We start from the raw sequence: 17,717 nt of genomic DNA on the forward strand, positions 1-17,717 counted from the left end.
ACGGAGATCCTAAGCGGTCACTTCGGAGTGGGATTTACTCCCGCGAAACACATACCTCTTACGCTCAATGTTGATGTGACGAACATTCTAGGCGAGGAGCCCGAATGACCGCGACCACCGCCGACCGGCCCGCCACGGCCGGATTCCTCGATGCCATGGCTGCCCTCGCCGGCGGCGTCTGCGTGGTGACCGCCGCCGCAGCCGATGGCACACCTGCCGGATTCACCAGCACCGCCGTGATGAGCCTCAGCCGCACGCCGGAGCTGATAGCGATCGGCGTCCAGCGCGGCAGCCGCACCCTGCCGCTGCTCCAGGACGGCGGCAGGCTCGCCCTCAACATCCTTGCCGCGAACGGCGAATCCGTCTCACGGCGGTTCGCCGATCCGGCCGCCGACCGGTTCGCCGGGCTGGATTGGACGACGGGAGAGGGAGGTGTGCCGCTGCTGCTCACGCAGAGCACGTACGCCGTCGTGTGCCGCGTACGGGAAGAGGTGGCGGCCGGGGACCACCTGCTGCTGATCGCCGACATCGAGGAAATCATCCCCGGCCGAGGCCGGATCAGCGCCCTCGTCCACCACGCCCGCCGCTACCACGGCATCGGCGCATGAGCGGGCGCGACTGGTTCTCCGTACAGGAGACCGGGCCCGGGACCTTCCTCCTCGCCGAGCCCGGGCACGTCAACAGCTATCTCGTCGTGGGCGACGACCTCGCCCTGCTGTACGACACCGGGATGGGCATCGGGGACATCGGGCGCGAGGTGCGAGCGCTGACCTCGCTGCCGCTGCTCGTCGTCAACTCCCACCACCACTACGACCACCGGGGCGGCAACGCCTCGCTTGTGGGCGAGGCCAAGGAATTCGCCGTCCACGAGGCGGGCGGGAACCTGCACGGCGAGCCCGCACCGCGCGAGTGGCTCGAGATGTACGAGCACGTCGCCCAGGACATGCGACAGCGCTACATCGAGCTGAGCGCACTCTCCGCCGAGGGCTTCTTCCTCACCGACTCGCGGATCGAGGTGCGGCCCATCCCCGAACTGACCCAGTGGCGTATCGACGCGGTGCGACCGACCCGGCTGCTCAGGGAAGGGGAGCACCTCGACCTGGGCGGGCGGAGGCTGCACGTCCTGCACACCCCCGGCCACTCGCCCGACGGCATCTGCCTCTGGGAGCCGGAGAGCGGCCAGCTCCTCGCCGGCGACACCCTGATCAGCGGCCCTTTGTTCGCCCATGTGCCGGGCGCCGATGTACCCGCCTTCGCCGCAACGACTCGGCGACTGGCCGAACTCCCGGTCAGGACCGCACTGTTGGGGCACAACCTCCGCCACCGTGAGGACCATTGCTTCGTGGGACGGGTCGCCGAAGCCTTCGATCAGGTGGTACGCGGACGGACCCGCCCGGTCCGCCGCCAGGACATGTTCGGCGCGCCCGCGATGTGGCACGCGTTCGACGGCTTCGCGGTACTCACGGCACCGGAGAACGGGGACGCACGATGACGGTGACGGCACTGGTGCTGCGCGGGGCGCGGCTGCCCGAAGGGCAGGTCCGGGACGTACTGATCGAGGACGGGCGGGTGTCGGCCGTCGCACCGGCCGGTCAACTCCCCTCCATACGCGAGGAGATGGACCTCTCCGGCTTCATCCTGCTGCCCGCCCCCGCCGAACCCCACGCCCACCTCGACAAAGCCCTCACCTGGGACCTGGCCGGCGCCCCGCCCTGCGACCTGCCGGGGGCGGTCGACGCCTGGCACGGCTATGCCGAGCAGGTGACGGAGGAGGACGTGCTGGTCAGGGCCCGCCGTGCCCTGGACGAACTGGTCGCCAATGGTGCGACCGCCGTCCGCACCCACGCCGACGTCCTGCCCGGCCCCGATCCGCTCCGGGGGATTCGGGCGCTGTTGCGGCTGCGCGAGGAGCTGAGCGAGCGGGTCGCACTGCAGATCGCCGTGCTGCACATCGAGGCACCCGACGAAGTCCTCGACGAGGCACTGGAGTTGGGGGCCGACCTGCTCGGTGGCTGCCCGCACCTCTCCGAGGACCCGCAGGCCGCTGTCGCCCGCGCCCTGACCATCGCCGAGCGGCACGGCGTCGGCGTCGATCTGCATGCGGACGAGCATCTCCGTCCGGATCCGAAGGATCTGCTGCTGCTCGCCCAGGCGGTACGGGAGCGGGGCTTCGCCCACGGTGCGACCGCCGGCCACTGTGTGGGACTGGGAGGCCTGGACCCGGCCGAGGCAGCCCGGATCGCCAAGGAGGCGGCGGCCTCCGGGATCGGGGTCGTCGCACTGCCGCTCACCAACCTCTACCTCCAGGGCCGCGACACCCCTGCCCGCACTCCACGCGGTCTGACCGCCGTACGCGCCCTCCTGGACGCGGGCGTGCCCCTGGCCGGGGGCGGCGACAACATCCGTGACCCGTTCAACCCGGTGGGCAGGGCCGATCCCCTGGAGACCGCTGGACTCCTCGTCGTAGCAGGTCACTTGACGCTGCCCGAGGCCGTCCACGCGGTGACCACCGGCGCCCGCACGGTCCTCGGGCTGCCCGTCGCAGGGCCGTACGAGGGTGCGATCGCCGACCTCCTCGCCGTACGGGCCGACTCGCTCTCCGGGGTTGTCGGTGCCTCGTACCCGGACCGGATCGTCTTCAAGGGCGGGCGAGCGGTGAGCCGTACCACGGTGATCCGCGAAGCGCTCTGACTAGTCCCGGGCGTAAACGCCCGGGACATCACCCCGAAACAAAGAATGTTGATGCTACGAACATCGGTGAATGCATCACAGGTCCAAAGGAAGGAGTCGACGTGGCGACAGCAGTGCAGACGGCGCTGAGCTTCGTAGCCGTCGACAAGCGTTTCGACAACCGGACCACCGCGCTCTCGGGAGTGGAACTCCATGTCGGTGCAGGGGAGTTCGTCGCAGTCGTCGGCCCCTCCGGATGCGGCAAGTCCACCCTGCTGCGGCTCGCCTCCGGTCTCGATGCCCCCAGCGCGGGCGAGATCAGCACCCCGGGCGGGGATATCGGCTACGTCTTCCAGGACGCCACCCTGCTGCCCTGGCGCAGCGTCCTCGCCAATGTGGCACTGCCCGCCGAACTGGCCGGCCGTCCCAAGGCCGAACGGCACGAGCGTGCCATGGACGCCATCCGTCTCGTCGGCCTCGACGGCTTCGAGGAGCAGTTGCCGGGACAGCTCTCGGGCGGGATGCGGATGCGGGTCTCGCTGGCCCGCGCGCTGATGATGAGCCCCGCGCTCTTTCTCTTCGACGAACCCTTCGGCGCGCTGGACGAGATGACCCGGCTTCGTATGCAGGAGGAGCTCCAGCGGATCTTCGCCGAGACGGGGTTCGCGGGTCTCTTCATCACGCACTCGGTGACCGAGGCGGTCTTCCTGGCCAACCGGGTCGTGGTGATGTCGGCCCGACCTGGACGTATCACCGCCGAGTTCGAGGTCCCGTTCGCCCACCCAAGGCCCGCATCGCTCCGTTACGAACCGGAGTTCGCCGCGATCGCGGGCGCGGTCTCCGGGGCCCTGCGAGGAGAGGCCCAGTGAGTACGAACACCCCGGCTGCCACGGCCACCGACGCGCCGACTGCCCACGCAACCACTGCTGCCTCGGTCGCAGCCGGCCCGAACCCCGGCGCAACGTCCGCGGCCTCCGAACCTGCCGTCACCGGTCGGAGCGCTGGCGCTCCGACCCACGAGGCGAAGACCCCCGTGCACCAGTCCGATGCTGCCGCCGGCGCCACAGTCGAGCCTTCCCCGGCCGCCGAGGCGTCCGTCCGCACACGCCGGGGCCCCTTCGCCCTACTCGCCCCCATCGGCTCGCTCGCCGTCGCCATCGGCCTCTGGTACGCGGTGAGTTACCTGCTCCTCGCTCCCGCCCGCCGCTTCCTCGTGCCGCCCCCGCATCAGGTCCTCCAGGTCGCCGTCCTCGACTGGACCCACCTGCAGCCCATGCTCCAGGCCCTCGCCCTCACCGCGCAGGTCGCCATCGCCGGACTCGCCATCGCCGCCGCCCTCGGCATCACCGGGGCCGTCGTGATGAGCCGCGCCCGCTGGCTGGAGCGCTCCCTCTATCCCTACGCCGTCATCCTGCAGACGGTCCCGATCCTCGCCATCGTCCCCCTCATCGGCCTCTGGTTCGGCTTCGGCTTCACCAGCCGGGTCGTGGTCTGCGTCCTCATCGCCCTCTTCCCGCTGATCGCCAACACCCTCTTCGGGTTGCAGTCCGTGGACCGCGCGCACCACGACCTCTTCACCCTCCAGAAGGCGAGCCGCTGGGACCGCCTGCGCAAGCTGGAACTGCCCGCGGCGCTCCCCGCCATCTTCACCGGGCTGCGTACCTCCTCCGGGCTCTCCGTCATCGGCGCGATCGTCGGCGACATGTTCTTCAAGCAGGGTGCGGCCGGAATCGGCACCCTCCTCGACATCTATCGCTCACGGCTCCAGTCCGAGGACCTCTTCGCCGCGATCATTCTGGCCTCCCTCTTCGGGGTCGCCGTCTTCGCGCTCTTCACGTTCCTGTCCCGCCTCGCCATCGGCTCCTGGCACGCGTCCGGCCGCAGCTGAGCGCTCCGCCGGCTGTGCCGATGTGCGGCTCCGCCGCGGGGCCGCGATATGCCGTCGGCCGTCTGCGGCACCGTCCTGGCTGGTCGCGCAGTTCCCCGCGCCCCTTCAGGGCGCTTCCCAACCGCAGCGGACTTCACCCGAACTGCTCAGCCGTCCCCACCCCCTCTCCGCTTCCCCTCAGAGCCCCTTCCGGGAGACAGTCATGCCAATTTCCGCCAGAAGAAGCCTTGTTGCGGGACTGAGCGCCTCGCTCCTTCTCGCCGCCACCGGCTGCGGAGCCGGCGCCACCACCGCCGCCGGTTCGTCCACCGACCTCAAGCCTGCTCCCGCCGCTCAGCGCCTCGACAAGGTCTGCCCCGCCACCGTCGTCGTCCAGGCCGACTGGGAGCCCGAGGCCGAACACGGTCCGGTCTACAACCTCGTCGGCCCCGGCTACACCGTCGACACCGACAAGAAGCGGGTCACCGGCCCCCTCGTCATCGGCGGCAAGGACACCGGCGTCAAGATCCAGGTACGGGCGGGCGGTTCGGCCGTCGGATACCAGACCCCCGCCTCGCAGATGTACATCGACCAGTCCATCACCCTCGGCATGGTCACCACCGACAGCGCCATCCAGTCAGCGGGCAAGCAGCCCGTCACCGCCGTCGCCGCGCTGATGAAGAAGAGCCCGCAGGTCCTGATGTGGGACCCCGAGACCCACCCGGACTGGAAGACCGTCGCCGACATCGGCAAGAGCGGCGCCAAGGTCGTGTACCGCGACGGCGAGGTCTTCGCCCCGATGCTGGTGGCGAAGGGTCTCATCAAGAAGAGCCAGCTGGACGGGAGTTACGACAGCGCCCCGTCCCGCTTCGTCGCCGACCCCTCCATCGCGCAGCAGGGCTTCGCGACCGCGGAACCGTACATCTACGAGCACGAGGTCACCGCCTGGAAGAAGCCGGTCAAGTACCAGCTGCTGGCCGATGTCGGCTACACCGTCTACCCGGAGGCACTCTCCGTCCGCACCGGTGCACTGAAGAAGCTCAGCCCCTGCCTCAAGAAGCTGGTTCCCGTCATCCAGCAGTCGGCCGCCGACTTCGCCGCCGCACCGGACACCGCGGTCACGCTCATCGACGACATCGTCAAGCAGTACGCCACGAGTTGGGTCTACTCCAAGGGCACCGGCCAGTACGCCGCCAAGGAGATGGTCGAGCTCGGCATCCTCGGCAACGAGGCCGACGGATCGATCGCGAGCTTCGACAAGACGCGGGTGACCGACTCCCTGAAGACCTTCGGGCCGATCCTCACCGAGAGCGGCGTCAAGATCCCGGCCGGGCTCAGCGCCGAAGACCTGATGACCAACGAATTCATCGACACCAAGATCGGAATGAAGTGATGGCCGTCGACCCCAAGGGCACGACCCTGTCCGCCGCCGAACTGCGCCGGATGACCGAACTGGTCGCGGACGAGGCGGTATTGGACGCCGGAGGAAGTACCACGCACCGCACCCCCGGCATCGACGAATTCTGTACAGAGGCTGCCGCACTCCTGGGCGAGGATGCCGTCGTACGCGAGGACTCCGCCCTCGACAAGGCGTCCCGCGACTGGGCGCACATGTCGCCGATCCTCGCCGCCAAGCTCCCCGCCGGCCGCGCCGAGGTGGTGCTTCGCCCGTCGTCGTACGAGCAGATCCAGCCCCTCGTCGCCCTCGCCCATCGTCTGCGCATCCCGCTCACCCCGCGCGGCAAGGGCACCGGCAACTACGGCCAGGCGATCCCGCTCCATGGCGGCGCAGTCCTCGACCTCACCGGATGCGGACGCGTCCTGGGCGCGGGCGACGGGTGGATCAGGGCCGAGGCGGGCGCGAAGATGTCCGACCTGGAGGCGCATGCGCGCACGCTGGGCCAGGAGCTGTGGATGTTCCCCTCCACCTTCGGGACATCGCTCGGCGGCTTCCTCTGCGGCGGGAACGGCGGCACCGGATCGCTCGCCAACGGCACCAACGGGGACGGTTTCGTACGGGAGTTGACCGTCGTCCCGTGCACAGCGGAGGCCGAGCCCTTCACCGTACGCGGCGAGGAAGCCCTCCCGTACATCCACGCCTACGGCACCACCGGCATCACCGCGACCGCGACTGTCGCCCTCCAGCCGGCCCGGGACTGGACCGGCCTCTTCGCCTCCTTCGACACCTGGACCGCCGCCACCGCAGCGCTCTCCGACCTCGTAGGCCTGGAGCCCGCCCCGCGCCTGGTCTCCCTCGACGAGCCCGGCCTCGTCGAGACCTTCGAGGCCGACCCGGCCCTCGACCCGGCCGCGCTCAGCGTCCGCGCGATCATCGAGGAGCGGGCCGAGGACGACGCCCGCTCGATCATCGAGAAGCACGGCGGCCGGGTGACCGAGGTACGTCCCGCACCGCGCGGTCCCGCCCTCATCTCCTCGCTCTCCTTCAACCACCCCACGTACCACCTGATGAAGGCCCAGGACGGCTACTTCCACCTGGAGATCGGCGGCGACGTACTGCTCGGCGACCCGGCGGCGGTCAAGGCCGTCTTCCCCGGGACGGTGCTGCACCTGGAGGGGATGCGCTCGGGGACCGTCGGCATGCTGATGGCGCACTACCAGGACGAAGCCACCGTGTACGAGGGGATCGCCGCCCTGGAAGCCTTGGGTGTCGGCGTCCATGACGTCCACAACTGGTACGTCGACCGGCGCCTCGACCTCGTCCGTGCCACCGCCCGCACCGCCGACCCGCTGGGGCTGCTCAACCCCGGCCACCTCCTGGGAGCGCGCTGACCATGGCCTTCACCCGCTTCACCGACCTCAGCGGCCCGTCGGTCACCGACCTGTCCGCCGACACCGTGGCAGTCCTTCCCGTCGGCGCGATCGAGCAGCACGGGCCCCATCTTCCCGTCGCCACCGACTACTTCATGGCGGAGGCGATAGCGGAGGGAGCGGCCCTGGCCGCCTCCGACAGCTGCGACATCACGCTGCTGCCGGGCCTCGCATACGCCAAGTCCGACGAACACGCCTGGTCGCCCGGGACGCTGTGGCTCAGCGCCTCGACGCTCTTCGCGGTACTGGACGACCTGGGACGCTCTCTCGCCAAAGGGCCCGTGCGGCGGCTCGCGTTCCTCAACGCGCACGGCGGTAACAGTGCGCTGCTGGGAGTCGCTCTGCGTGAACTCCGCACCAAATACGGTCTGTTCACCTTCCTGTTGCACGCCGCGCTCCCCGCGGACCAGGGCGGCGCGTCCCCGTCCGGCGAGCTGGGTCTGGGGGTGCACGGTGGGCTGAAGGAGACCGCGGCGATGCTCCACCTCCACCCGGAGACGGTGGACATGTCGCTGGCCGAGCGGAGTGTCCCCGAGCACCTGACCGCCTACGAGCACATCGGCTTCGGCAAGTCCGTCTCCTTCGGCTGGACGAGCGACGACTTCGGTACGGGCAACGGCGTCATCGGCGACCCCACCGGGGCCACCCCCGAACTCGGCCGCAAGCTCGTCGACACCGCCATCGCCAACAACGCGGCCGCACTGCGCGAATGCGCCCGCTTCCTGCCTTCCGCCTGACCCTCATCTCCTGAACGCCTTCTCCTGAACGCCTTCTTCCTGACCGCCTGACGTCGAGGACACCCGCCATGGCCATCCCCCCGCTCCACAAGCCGCTCAGCGAGATCACCGCCCACCACATCACCGCAGGCGACACGGTCAAACTCGCCGTCCTCACCGGACCGGCCGACGGCTCACCGACCACCGTCGTCTTCGAGGTGTGGGAGCCGGGCGGCGCCCAGCCGCTCAACTGGCACCCCGAGTCCGTGGAGACCTTCGTGGTACTCGCGGGCGAGGGCCGGGCGGTCAGCGACGAGCACGAACACGACCTCGCACCCGGCGATGTGCTGGTCCTGCCCGTCGGATCCAAGCACCGGATCACCAACACCTCGGCCACCGAGCGGCTCTACACCCTCACGATCATGTCCCCCGACGAGGGCTTCGCCGACCTGATCCAGCGCGGCCCCTTCGCGGTGCTCGACGACGCGGACCTGGCCGTCCTCGGAGCCGCCCGATGAGCGAACTCCTGGACGCCTTCTGGTCGTACGAACAGGCCCTCGGCGCCAATGACGTGGCGGGCCTCGACCACTGGTTCCTGGACGCCCCGGACACGGTGCGCGCCGAGGGTTCCATGGTGCTGAGCGGGTACGCGGCCATCTCGGACTTCCGTCGCGGCCGCGGCGGGGGAGCCCCGGCCCGTACGGTCGAGCGCGTGCATGAGGTGCGGATCGCCGAGGACGTCGCCGTACTGACCGCCGAAACACTCCGGACCGGCCGGGCGCGCGGGATGCAGACTCAGGTGTGGCGGCTGACGGGCGAGGGCTGGCGGATCGCGGCCGCGCACGTCAGCGCCGTGCCGGATCCGGTGGCGAACGAGGCTCCGGACCCCGCGGTGTGGCGGGTCGTGGGTGAGCCGCTGGTCGCCGGGGCGGAGGCGGGGCCGCTCGCCGGTGTACGTACTGCCGTCAAGGACCTCTTCGCCGTTGCCGGACAGCGGATCGGCGGGGGCAACCCGCAGTGGCTGGCCGAAGCGCCGGTGGAGCCCCAACACGCTGACGCTGTACGGGAATTGGTCGGCGCCGGCGCCCAGCTCGCCGGGATCGTCCAGACCGACGAACTCGCCTTCAGTCTCGCCGGGATCAACATCCACTACGGCACCCCCGTCAACCCCGCCGCCCCCGGCCGGATCACCGGCGGCTCCAGCAGCGGTCCGGCGGCGGCGGTCGCCCGCGGTTGGGCGGATCTGGGGCTGGCCACGGACACCGCGGGCTCGATCCGGGTCCCCGCCTCCTACTGCGGCCTCTACGGCTGGCGCCCCACCCACGGAGTCGTCCCCACCGGCGGCCTGCTCCCGCTGGCCCCGTCCTTCGACACGGCTGGACTGCTTGCCCGGGACCCGGACCTGCTGCGTACAGCGGCGAAGGTGCTCCTGCCCCGGGACGACGAATCCCCGATGACCACGCTTCTGGTCGACGACGCCCTCACCGCGCTCGCCGAACCCGAGGTCCAGGCATCCTTCGAGGCGGCATGCCGGGCGCTCTCCCTCCGCACCGGCCTGGAGCTCGTCCGGACCGACACCGGCATGGCCCCACACCTGGAGGAGTGGTTGCCCGCCTTCCGTACCGTCCAGGCGGCCGAGGCATGGACCGCGCACGGGGCGTGGATCGAGAAGCACCCGGGCGCGCTGGGGGCCGACATCGAGGCCCGGTTCGCCGGGGGGAGCCAGGTCACGGAGGGCGAAGTGCGTGACGCCACCTCCGGGCTCCTGTCCGCCCGTTCGGTCATCGTCGAAGCCCTCCCGCCCGGCACCGCGCTCCTTCTCCCCGCCACGAGCAGCCCAGCTCCCCGCGCCGATGCGACACCGGCCGAGGTCGACACCGTACGAGCCGCAACCCTCCGCCTCACCTGCATTGCCTCGCTCGCCGGGCTGCCCGCCGTCACCATGCCCCGGCTGCGGGTCCGCGACCTCCCGGTCGGCCTCTGCGCGATAGGCGCACCGGGCACGGACCACGCCCTCCTGGAGCTGACCCATGTATGAGATCGGCCCCAACTCCCGCAACGCCTGGCGCGCGGACGCCAAGCACGTCGACCTCCGTCGCCCGCAACGCCCGGCCCGCCCCGTGACCGTGGCGGCTCAGCCCCAGATCCTGACGCTCGACCTGGCCAGGGCGGCGATCGTCGTCGTCGACATGCAGAACGACTTCTGCTCGCCCGACGGCTGGCTGGCCTCGATCGGCGTGGACGTGTCCCCGGCCCGCACCCCCATCCCTGTACTCCAGCGGCTCCTCCCCGCACTCCGGGCGGCCGACGTCCCCGTCGTCTGGCTCAACTGGGGCAACCGCCCCGACCGCGCGAACCTCCCACCCGGTGTCCTCCACGTCTACGACCAGGATGGAACCGGCGGCGGCCTCGGCTCCCAACTGCCCACCGGAGCCAGGGTCCTGGAACGCGACAGCGCGTCCGCCGACATCACCGCACCCCTCTTCGCGGCACCCGGCGACCTGCACATCGCCAAGTACCGCATGAGCGGCTTCCAGGACACCGAACTCGACAGCGTCCTGCGCAATCTCCGCGCCGACACGCTCCTGTTCGCCGGAGTGAACGCCGACCAGTGTGTCCTCGCCACCCTCATGGACGCGGCGAGCCTCGGCTACGACGTGCTGATGCTTCAGGACGCGGTGGCCACCACCTCACCCGCGTACTGCATGGACGCCACCGTCTACAACGTCCGCCAGTGCTTCGGCTTCACCCTCACCGCCGCCGACCTCCAGGAAGCCCTGTGACGCTCCTCCAACCCCACTGCGGCCCCGTCGACGGCGACCACTACCTCCCCGCAGACCCAACCGCAGTGCACTGGGGTCTGCTCCCCAACGCCCGCTCCAAACCGACCCTTTCGGTCCCTTCTGGCACGAGCGTCAGCCTCGACACCATCAGCCACGAGGGCATCCTCGCCGACCAGGGCCGAGACCCGGCCGCCTTCTTCGCCGCAGCCGGCATCCACGGCATCCTTCACGACACGGCCGAACTCGCCGCTTCCACCCGACTTCACGACCCCGCCGTCCACGGCCCGCACGTGGTCACAGGACCCGTCCACATCCAGGGGGCCGAGCCCGGCGACGTACTCGAAGTGGAAGTCCTGCGCCTGCGCCGCCGCGCCCCCTACGGAGTGATCAGCAACCGCCACGGCAAGGGCGCGCTCCCCGGCGAATACCCTCAGGGCCCCGGCCCCGACCCGGTCAGCCTGGTCGCCACCGTCGACGACGACGGCCGTGGCCGCCTCCCCGTGGGCGACGGTCGCGACATCCGCTTCCCGCTCCGCCCCTTCCTCGGCATCATGGGCACCGCTCCCGCCACCGTTGCCCCGGTCCACTCGGTGCCTCCCGGCCCGCACGGAGGCAATCTCGACGTACGCCACCTCGGCGTCGGCGCCCGCCTCTTCCTCCCCGTTGCCGTCGAGGGCGCCCTCTTCTACGCCGGCGACCCGCACTTCTCCCAGGGCGACGGCGAAGTGGCCCTCACCGCCTTCGAAGCCCCGCTGCGCGCGACCCTCCGCCTCACCGTCCACCGCGACCCCGCTCTCCGCCGACTCGCGTCCCGCCTGCGCGCCCCCTTCGCAGAGACCGACACCGAGCACATCGTCATGGGCCTCGACATCGACCTCGACGAGGCCATGCGCCATGCCGTACGCGACGCCCTCACCCTCCTCGACGAGCGCTTCTCCGTTCCCAGACCGGTGGCCCTCGCCTACCTCAGCGCGGCCGCCGACTTCCAGGTCTCCCAGGTGGTCGACATCGTCAAGGGCGTCCACTGCCGCATTTCCAAGGCGGACCTGACCTTCTGACGCCGGGTGGGGAGCCGAGCCGGCTCCGGCTCCGGCAGTGGCGCGGTGACGATGGGCCACGCCGACATGAGGTCAGGGCCTTTCGTCGACTCCCGGGGCATCACCCTCCGGCCAGGCGGCCGCCCATTGCAGGGCACCGAGGAGATGCGCCCTGAAGGCTGGATCGGCGTAGGCCTCGGGCGCATGGCCGAGTGCGGTGTAGAAGCTGCGCCCGCGGCCGTGGTGCCGGTACCAGACGAGGGGGTGGTCGGCCCCCATGCCGCCGCCGGTGTAGGTCGTCTCGTCCACGGTGGCCAGCACCGTGACGTCGCGGGGCGGCGCCCTGAAGTCGTACCACTCGTCGGTCCAGTGCCACTGCCGCGGAAGGTGTGCGGTGGCCGGGTGCGAGCGGTCGACCGTGACGACGGCAGGCTGCACCGGCGGATGCCCGGCGAACCGGGCGCCGAGGAGTTCACCGTAGGCGGGCCACTCGTACTCGGTGCAGGCGGCGGAGTGGACCCCCAGGAATCCTCCACCTCCCGCGACGTGTTCCAACAGCGCCGACCGGCCCGGTTCGTCGAGGACCTCGCCGCTGGTCGACAGGAACACGACGGCATCGTAGCCGTCCAGGGAGCGCAGGGGCTCCTCGGTGGCGTGGACCACGAACCCGTGTTCGGCGCCCAGTCCACGGAAGGCGGCCACGCCGGCGGGTATGGAAACGTGCCGGTACGCGGCGGTCGCCGTGTACACGAGGATCTGGCGGTCAGACATGCGTGCTCCGGTGCGAGGAGGGATTCATCGGCGGGTGAGGGACACCCGGCAGCGCAGGACGTGCTCGCCGGGATCGAGTACGCCGCGCAGTGTCGGCAGGGCTGTGCGCGGGTGCAGGAGATGCGAGCCCGGCAGCGGCAGTACGACGACACCTTCGCGGGGTGATGTGTCGGCGGCGAGGCAGACGATCTCGCTCACGGCGGTGTCGGCCGTCGCCCGGGCCAGGCCGGGGCGCTCCGTGAAGTTGTGGGGTGTCGCTCCGAGGCCGGTCTTCGGGACGCAGAAGGCGCCTTCGGCCGTGTACAGCCGGCGACCGCTGGTGATGCGGTGCTCGCGCAGGTGCCCGCCGTCGGTGTGCCGCAGCCGGGTCTCGACGGTCACGTCCGGCCATGGCTGCCAGCGCACGACGAGCGTCTCGCCGTCGATCCGGGACTCGCCGGCGGAACGCGTGCGCCAGCCTTCGCCGTCGTCGGACAGGGCCAGCGCGCTGTCGAAACCCCCTTGTTCCAGGGTCGGTTCGCCCGTGGGCACACTGAAGGCGGCGAGCGTGGAGTAGGCGAACTTCGCGTACTTCGCGGTCCCGCCACGGGGGTTCCAGGCGGGCGCGTTCTGCCCGGCGAGCGCGACGACGTCCCCCGCCGTGTCCCGCGCGAGAACCATCGCGGCGGCCGGCTGCCTGCTGATTCCGGGCGGCGGGACCGGCGCGGGCGTCGCCGTCCAGAACGGGTGGTCCTCGGTCGCGGCGAGGCTCGCGAAGACCTTCGTGCCCCAGTACGGGGAACCGCCGGCCAGGTACTGCTCGACGACGCCGGTGTTCGGGTAGGCGTAGCCAACGGTCAGGGAGCCGTCCTCGGCGAGGACCGGCCGCTGCCACCACCAGGCGAGGTTGCGCTGCGCCAGCGAGCGTGCGGTGCCCCAGCCGACAGCGGGCTGGTCCGCCGCGGCGAGGGCCGACCAGAAGGCGCCCTGGGCGAACCGATAGCCGAGGCTGCGTCCGAAGGGCAGGGCGGCTCCGTCGGCGGCGAACCAGTGCTGGAACTGCGTGGCGAACTCGGCGGCCCGCTGCCGGTAACGCCGGCCGCGCTCCTCGTCGACCGCTTTCAGCGAGGCCAGCAGCAGCCCGTAGAAGTGGAATCCGAACGGGACGTAGTGGTCGCGCGAACCGGGGCGCTCCGGTGTGCCGGGCCCGTCGGCGTACCAGCCGTCGTTCAGGGCGAAGTCCTCGATACGGTCCAGATGCGCGGCCATCCGCGTCTCGTCCACGGGCACGCCCACCGAGCGCAGCCCGACAGCGGCAAGCACCGGGAAAAAGCACCAGTTGTTGTCCCACGGCGTCGCCGAAGCCGCCGTCGACAGCCAGTCGGCGAGCTGCTGCCGTTGCCGTTCGGTGAGCGGGTCCCAGAGCTGATGCCGTGCGACGGCGAGCGCGTAACCGACTGCGGCGGATTCGACGAGGCGCTGGTCCATGTCGGCCGGACTGCCGACGTACCACGGGTGTTCGGGGTCGACGGCGGAGGTCAGCGCGTGGCGCGCCTCCTCCCACTGCCGGTCCGCGCCGGACAGGCCGCCGGCGGCGTGCGCGGCGAGTCCCCACAGGGGGCGGGCGACGAGTTCGAACCAGACCGCCCGGTGGTCGCTCATGCTCGCGTGCACCGGCATCCGTCCGGGACCGGCAGCCGCCGTGCGCGTGGCGGGTGCGGCAAGGGCGAGCAGCGCGTCGGCCCAGCCTTCCCTGGTGGTGGGGGCTGGGCCGAACAGCTGTGACGGGGTGGGCATGGCCGTCATCGTAGAGATCGATCACAGGGTATGCAATCGGTTTCATCTGTTTCCTAAAACCAGTTCACCCGGTAATGACCTGCAAGAACGGCTGGTTCACCGAGCTGCTCCGGCTGGCCAGGAGGACGGCGACGCCGGCCGCGCTCTCGGCGAGGGCCACAGTCGCCGTCCCATCGCCCGCGTACTGGGTCTGGAGGTGGCCGGTGACCTCGATCGGGATCCAGTCCTTGGCGTTTCCGATCGATCCGGAGGACTGCGCGTCGCCGAGCGACGGCTGGGTGTTCCAGGTCAGGCCGGTCTCCGTCCAACTGTCGCTGCTCACCGCGTACCCGGTGAGGGTGGCCTGGGTGCCGGTGGAGTCGGAGGTGGCCCCGCGCACCCACAGCACCGCGCGCCTGGGTGTGCCCGCCAGGGCGGACAGGTCGAACTTGAGGAAGGACCGGCGGTGGTAGCCGGTGCCTGCGTTCTTGACGACCAGGTCGGTGGTGCCGCCGTAGTTGGTGTCGGCGTAGGAGCCGTCGCGGACGTAGGCGTCGGCGGTCGGGGCGAGGGCCGTGTACGTGCCGGCGGTGACGGTCGCGCCGGTGCCGAACGTCACGGTGCGGGAAGCGCCCTGCGCGCCGCCGACCTCCACGACCAGGGTGAGGGGAGCAAGGCCGACGACGCTGACGCCGTCGTCCGTGGTGCCCGTGGTGTATCCGCTGCGGGCGACGGTGACGGTGACGGTCGCGGCGGCGCGGGTGGGGTCGGCGACGCTGACCGACAGCGTGCCGCCGGACTCCCGTACGAGGACGGAGCAGGGGGCCGAGACGGTGATCGGGCCCGCGGTGCCGGCGACGAAGAAGTTGGCGGCGGTCACACCGGTGGCGGTGTCCGTGACCGCCTGCACGGAGGCGGTGTTGGCGAGGACGGTGACCGTCGGGGCGGCCGCGCGGGCGGCGGTGAGGCTGGGCGTGGCGCCGGGCAGGAGGATGTAGCTGTAGGTGGCGCCGACGGGGTCGGTGCCGTGGTCGACCCACAGGGTCAGGTAACGGCGGGTCAGGGAATCCGTCGAGCTCTCGGTGTTGATGTCGCTCCAGGCGCCGGTACGGGCCTCGCGCAGCGCCTTCAGGGTGGCCCCGCCTGGGAAGACATAGCCGGCGACCCCGGTGATCGACGCCCAGGAGGCAGCGGAGAAGGTGCCGGACCAGCCCAGCGTGGTCGACTGGGCGGTGCCGTCGATGGTGAGCGCATTGGAGGCGGCGGAGCCCAGGTTGCGGTTGTCGACGGTGGTCTCGACCGCATATCCGTCGCCGGCGGTGATCCCGGCGCCGAGGCAGACGACCTGGTCGTCGAGGCAGAACCAGGATTTCTTGGCGGCCAGCGTGGAGCCGAGGCCACGGGTGTCCTGGCCGAGCGCGCTGTACGTTCCGTCGGTTGCGCCGCCGGCCCAGACGGCTCCCGTGGGCGGGGTGGGCCTGGGGGTTCCCTGTCCGTCCGTCAGCGGGATGCGGGAGACGGTGGTACCGGGCAGGCGGTAGGGGTCGACGGTCGGCCAATAGGCGTCCGAGTACTGGCCGTTGCCGTAAGTGCCGCCCCACCAGTAGGTCATTCCGGAGCCGGTGTGCCAGCCGCGCAGGTTCTCGCCGTTGATGCACTCGTAGAACGCGGTTCTCGCGGAGCACATGGAGACGGCGAGGGCCCAGGAGGCGCGGCGGTGGGTGGCCCGGTCCATGCTGCCGAAGACCCGGGAGGCGACCGGTTCGGCGGTCGCGGTGATGGCGGTGTCGTCGAGGACGGACTTGCCAAGGGCCAGCACGGGCAGCGTCTGGTAGGAGTCCTCCAGGAACGGGGCCCAGTAGTCGCGCTCCAGCCAGCCCTTGGCCAACGCCTTCCAGCTGGCGGCCTCGTCGGTGGAGGCCGCGTCCGCCAGCATCAGGATGCTGCCGATGATGAGATGGCCGCGTACGTGGTCGTCCTGCTGGATGCCCAGCGGATTGTCCACGGTCTTGACGCCGCGGCTGATCGCCCGCCCGGACACGCCGTCCATCATCAGCCCGTTGAACAGGAACGGGGCGAAGGCGTCGGTGACGGCGTCGAAGAGCAACTGCCGGTTGTCGTCGGTCACCTCCCAGGTCGATCCCGCCAGGAGCGAGAGCAGCCCGGCCAGTCCGCTGATCAGGACGGAGCCGTAGGACCCGGTGTAGGGCACGTTGGTGTGCTGGACGAACGACCCGTCGGCGTAGAGGCCGTCGCCGCTGCGGACCAGCGGGAACACGGCGGAGAGACCGGCGACGCCCGTGGCGATCTTCGCCGAGCTCTTGGCGAGGATGCCGCGGAGGATGAGCACGCGGCACAGGTCGACACGGTTGGCTCCGGTGCTGACCCCGCTGTAGGTGGCGACCGCGGAGTCCGGCACGAAGGCGTCGATCGCCGCCAGGTAGTTGGCGAGTCGGGTGCTGCTGAGCTCGGTGTGGACCAGGCAGGCGATGTCGAGCGAGAGCCGCGAGGCGCCGATCTGCCAGTCCCACCAGTTGTCGTAGGTGGTGGTCGTCGGCGTGTACGCGGTGGCGTACATCCAGTCGAGGCCGGTCAGGACGGCGGCGAGGAGATCGGCGTCGCCCGTCAGTCCGGTGCCGTCGAAGGCCCATGCCTGGGCCATCCACTTCAGACGTACGTAGCTGGAGGTGACGTTGGCGCTGACGCTGCCGATCGGCAGGTCGTCCCAGAGCGAGGCCGTCGACGGGTTCATGCCGGACAGAAAGCCGGACGCGGTGCTGCCCATGAGGGTGAACAGGGTGGCGAACGGCTCCTGCGTGGCGTCGTAGCCGGTACCCAGCAGGGTCCTGTCGATCCAGCGCAGGCGAAGGGTGTCGTACTCGTCGGCGGCGAAGGCCGGCGGTGAGCCGATCGCGGCCATGCCCAAGGTGATGCCCGCCGTGGCGGTGGCGAGGTGCAGCAACTGTCGGCGAGTGAGCATCGGGGGATCCCCTCCGCACCCCGTGCGGGGCGCGCGGTCGTACGGACGTGGGCGCCCGTCGTCGGATGGTTGGCCGGCTCCCCCGCCTGTCGGATGGGGCAGTTGGGCGGGGACGGTAAACCGGTTTCATCCAAGAGGGCAACCCCTCTGGCCTCAACTCACCCGGACTCACAGCTTTCTGACCACCGGAAGCCCATTTCTACAGAGAGCCTCTTGACGGATCGCCTCAACGCTCAATAGCTTGACGGCCATCTCACGTGAAACCGGTTGCACGTCATGAAGCAACCCCAGGCCGTGAAGCAACCCACC

General features: G+C 70.7%; 15 protein-coding genes. 12 read left to right on the forward strand and 3 right to left on the reverse strand.

What is annotated here, in order from left to right; all coding sequences use genetic code 11:
• Positions 1-104: 104 nt before the first annotated feature.
• The 12 genes from OG266_RS05345 to OG266_RS05400 all read left to right on the forward strand — a co-directional run bounded on the left by OG266_RS05345 (position 105) and on the right by OG266_RS05400 (position 11,923).
• Complete coding sequence (locus OG266_RS05345) at positions 105-608, forward strand: flavin reductase family protein (protein WP_371543299.1); 504 nt, start codon at positions 105-107, stop codon at positions 606-608.
• Positions 605-1,492, forward strand: a complete 888-nt coding sequence (locus OG266_RS05350; protein WP_371543301.1) for an MBL fold metallo-hydrolase — start codon at positions 605-607, stop codon at positions 1,490-1,492. Before OG266_RS05345 ends, OG266_RS05350 begins: the two co-directional genes overlap by 4 nt.
• A complete protein-coding gene (locus OG266_RS05355; protein WP_371543304.1) occupies positions 1,489-2,691 on the forward strand; it encodes an amidohydrolase family protein in 1,203 nt (400 codons plus the stop codon). Before OG266_RS05350 ends, OG266_RS05355 begins: the two co-directional genes overlap by 4 nt.
• 101 nt (positions 2,692-2,792) lie before the next feature.
• Positions 2,793-3,539, forward strand: coding sequence for an ABC transporter ATP-binding protein (locus tag OG266_RS05360; protein ID WP_371543306.1), 747 nt, complete (start codon positions 2,793-2,795; stop codon positions 3,537-3,539).
• Positions 3,536-4,558, forward strand: a complete 1,023-nt coding sequence (locus OG266_RS05365; RefSeq protein WP_371543309.1) for an ABC transporter permease — start codon at positions 3,536-3,538, stop codon at positions 4,556-4,558. The genes OG266_RS05360 and OG266_RS05365 overlap by 4 nt, the downstream gene beginning before the upstream one ends.
• 202 nt (positions 4,559-4,760) lie before the next feature.
• On the forward strand, positions 4,761-5,930 hold the full coding sequence (locus tag OG266_RS05370; protein WP_266472620.1) for a hypothetical protein: 1,170 nt from the start codon (positions 4,761-4,763) through the stop codon (positions 5,928-5,930).
• Complete coding sequence (locus tag OG266_RS05375) at positions 5,930-7,327, forward strand: FAD-binding oxidoreductase (protein WP_371543313.1); 1,398 nt, start codon at positions 5,930-5,932, stop codon at positions 7,325-7,327. The genes OG266_RS05370 and OG266_RS05375 overlap by 1 nt, the downstream gene beginning before the upstream one ends.
• A gap of 2 nt (positions 7,328-7,329) precedes the next feature.
• Positions 7,330-8,103: a creatininase family protein gene (locus tag OG266_RS05380; RefSeq protein WP_371543315.1), complete on the forward strand. Its 774-nt coding sequence runs from the start codon at positions 7,330-7,332 to the stop codon at positions 8,101-8,103.
• Positions 8,104-8,171: 68 nt separating this feature from the next.
• Positions 8,172-8,600 carry a cupin domain-containing protein gene (locus tag OG266_RS05385; protein ID WP_266472626.1) on the forward strand — a complete coding sequence of 143 codons (429 nt, stop codon included), beginning with the start codon at positions 8,172-8,174 and terminating at the stop codon, positions 8,598-8,600.
• Positions 8,597-10,120, forward strand: coding sequence for an amidase (locus OG266_RS05390; RefSeq protein ID WP_371543320.1), 1,524 nt, complete (start codon positions 8,597-8,599; stop codon positions 10,118-10,120). Before OG266_RS05385 ends, OG266_RS05390 begins: the two co-directional genes overlap by 4 nt.
• Entirely contained in the window at positions 10,113-10,865 is a 753-nt protein-coding gene (locus tag OG266_RS05395; protein ID WP_371543323.1) for a cysteine hydrolase family protein, read from the forward strand. Before OG266_RS05390 ends, OG266_RS05395 begins: the two co-directional genes overlap by 8 nt.
• On the forward strand, positions 10,862-11,923 hold the full coding sequence (locus OG266_RS05400; protein ID WP_371543325.1) for an acetamidase/formamidase family protein: 1,062 nt from the start codon (positions 10,862-10,864) through the stop codon (positions 11,921-11,923). The genes OG266_RS05395 and OG266_RS05400 overlap by 4 nt, the downstream gene beginning before the upstream one ends.
• Before the next feature lie 72 nt (positions 11,924-11,995).
• On the opposite strand, the gene OG266_RS05405 is transcribed toward OG266_RS05400, so the two are convergent.
• The 3 genes from OG266_RS05405 to OG266_RS05415 all read right to left on the reverse strand — a co-directional run bounded on the left by OG266_RS05405 (position 11,996) and on the right by OG266_RS05415 (position 17,408).
• The gene (locus OG266_RS05405) at positions 11,996-12,673 is read right to left on the reverse strand and encodes a ThuA domain-containing protein (protein ID WP_371543328.1); all 678 of its coding nucleotides are present in this window, start codon (positions 12,671-12,673) and stop codon (positions 11,996-11,998) included.
• 24 nt (positions 12,674-12,697) lie between these two features.
• Entirely contained in the window at positions 12,698-14,449 is a 1,752-nt protein-coding gene (locus tag OG266_RS05410; RefSeq protein ID WP_371543331.1) for a DUF2264 domain-containing protein, read from the reverse strand.
• A gap of 64 nt (positions 14,450-14,513) precedes the next feature.
• Positions 14,514-17,408, reverse strand: coding sequence for a polysaccharide lyase family 8 super-sandwich domain-containing protein (locus tag OG266_RS05415; protein ID WP_371543334.1), 2,895 nt, complete (start codon positions 17,406-17,408; stop codon positions 14,514-14,516).
• Positions 17,409-17,717 lie beyond the last annotated feature (309 nt).

The sequence above is a fragment of the Streptomyces sp. NBC_00554 genome, assembly GCF_041431135.1.
Classification (GTDB): domain Bacteria; phylum Actinomycetota; class Actinomycetes; order Streptomycetales; family Streptomycetaceae; genus Streptomyces.

What these genes read in the sequence shown, in the direction of transcription:
- OG266_RS05345 (WP_371543299.1), top strand. Translation starts at nt 105, where the DNA reads ATGACCGCGACCACCGCCGACCGGCCCGCCACGGCCGGATTCCTCGAT.
- OG266_RS05350 (WP_371543301.1), top strand. Translation starts at nt 605, where the DNA reads ATGAGCGGGCGCGACTGGTTCTCCGTACAGGAGACCGGGCCCGGGACC.
- OG266_RS05355 (WP_371543304.1), top strand. Translation starts at nt 1,489, where the DNA reads ATGACGGTGACGGCACTGGTGCTGCGCGGGGCGCGGCTGCCCGAAGGG.
- OG266_RS05370 (WP_266472620.1), top strand. Translation starts at nt 4,761, where the DNA reads ATGCCAATTTCCGCCAGAAGAAGCCTTGTTGCGGGACTGAGCGCCTCG.
- OG266_RS05375 (WP_371543313.1), top strand. Translation starts at nt 5,930, where the DNA reads ATGGCCGTCGACCCCAAGGGCACGACCCTGTCCGCCGCCGAACTGCGC.
- OG266_RS05380 (WP_371543315.1), top strand. Translation starts at nt 7,330, where the DNA reads ATGGCCTTCACCCGCTTCACCGACCTCAGCGGCCCGTCGGTCACCGAC.
- OG266_RS05385 (WP_266472626.1), top strand. Translation starts at nt 8,172, where the DNA reads ATGGCCATCCCCCCGCTCCACAAGCCGCTCAGCGAGATCACCGCCCAC.
- OG266_RS05390 (WP_371543320.1), top strand. Translation starts at nt 8,597, where the DNA reads ATGAGCGAACTCCTGGACGCCTTCTGGTCGTACGAACAGGCCCTCGGC.
- OG266_RS05395 (WP_371543323.1), top strand. Translation starts at nt 10,113, where the DNA reads ATGTATGAGATCGGCCCCAACTCCCGCAACGCCTGGCGCGCGGACGCC.
- OG266_RS05405 (WP_371543328.1), bottom strand. Translation starts at nt 12,673, where the DNA reads ATGTCTGACCGCCAGATCCTCGTGTACACGGCGACCGCCGCGTACCGG.
- OG266_RS05410 (WP_371543331.1), bottom strand. Translation starts at nt 14,449, where the DNA reads ATGCCCACCCCGTCACAGCTGTTCGGCCCAGCCCCCACCACCAGGGAA.
- OG266_RS05415 (WP_371543334.1), bottom strand. Translation starts at nt 17,408, where the DNA reads ATGCTCACTCGCCGACAGTTGCTGCACCTCGCCACCGCCACGGCGGGC.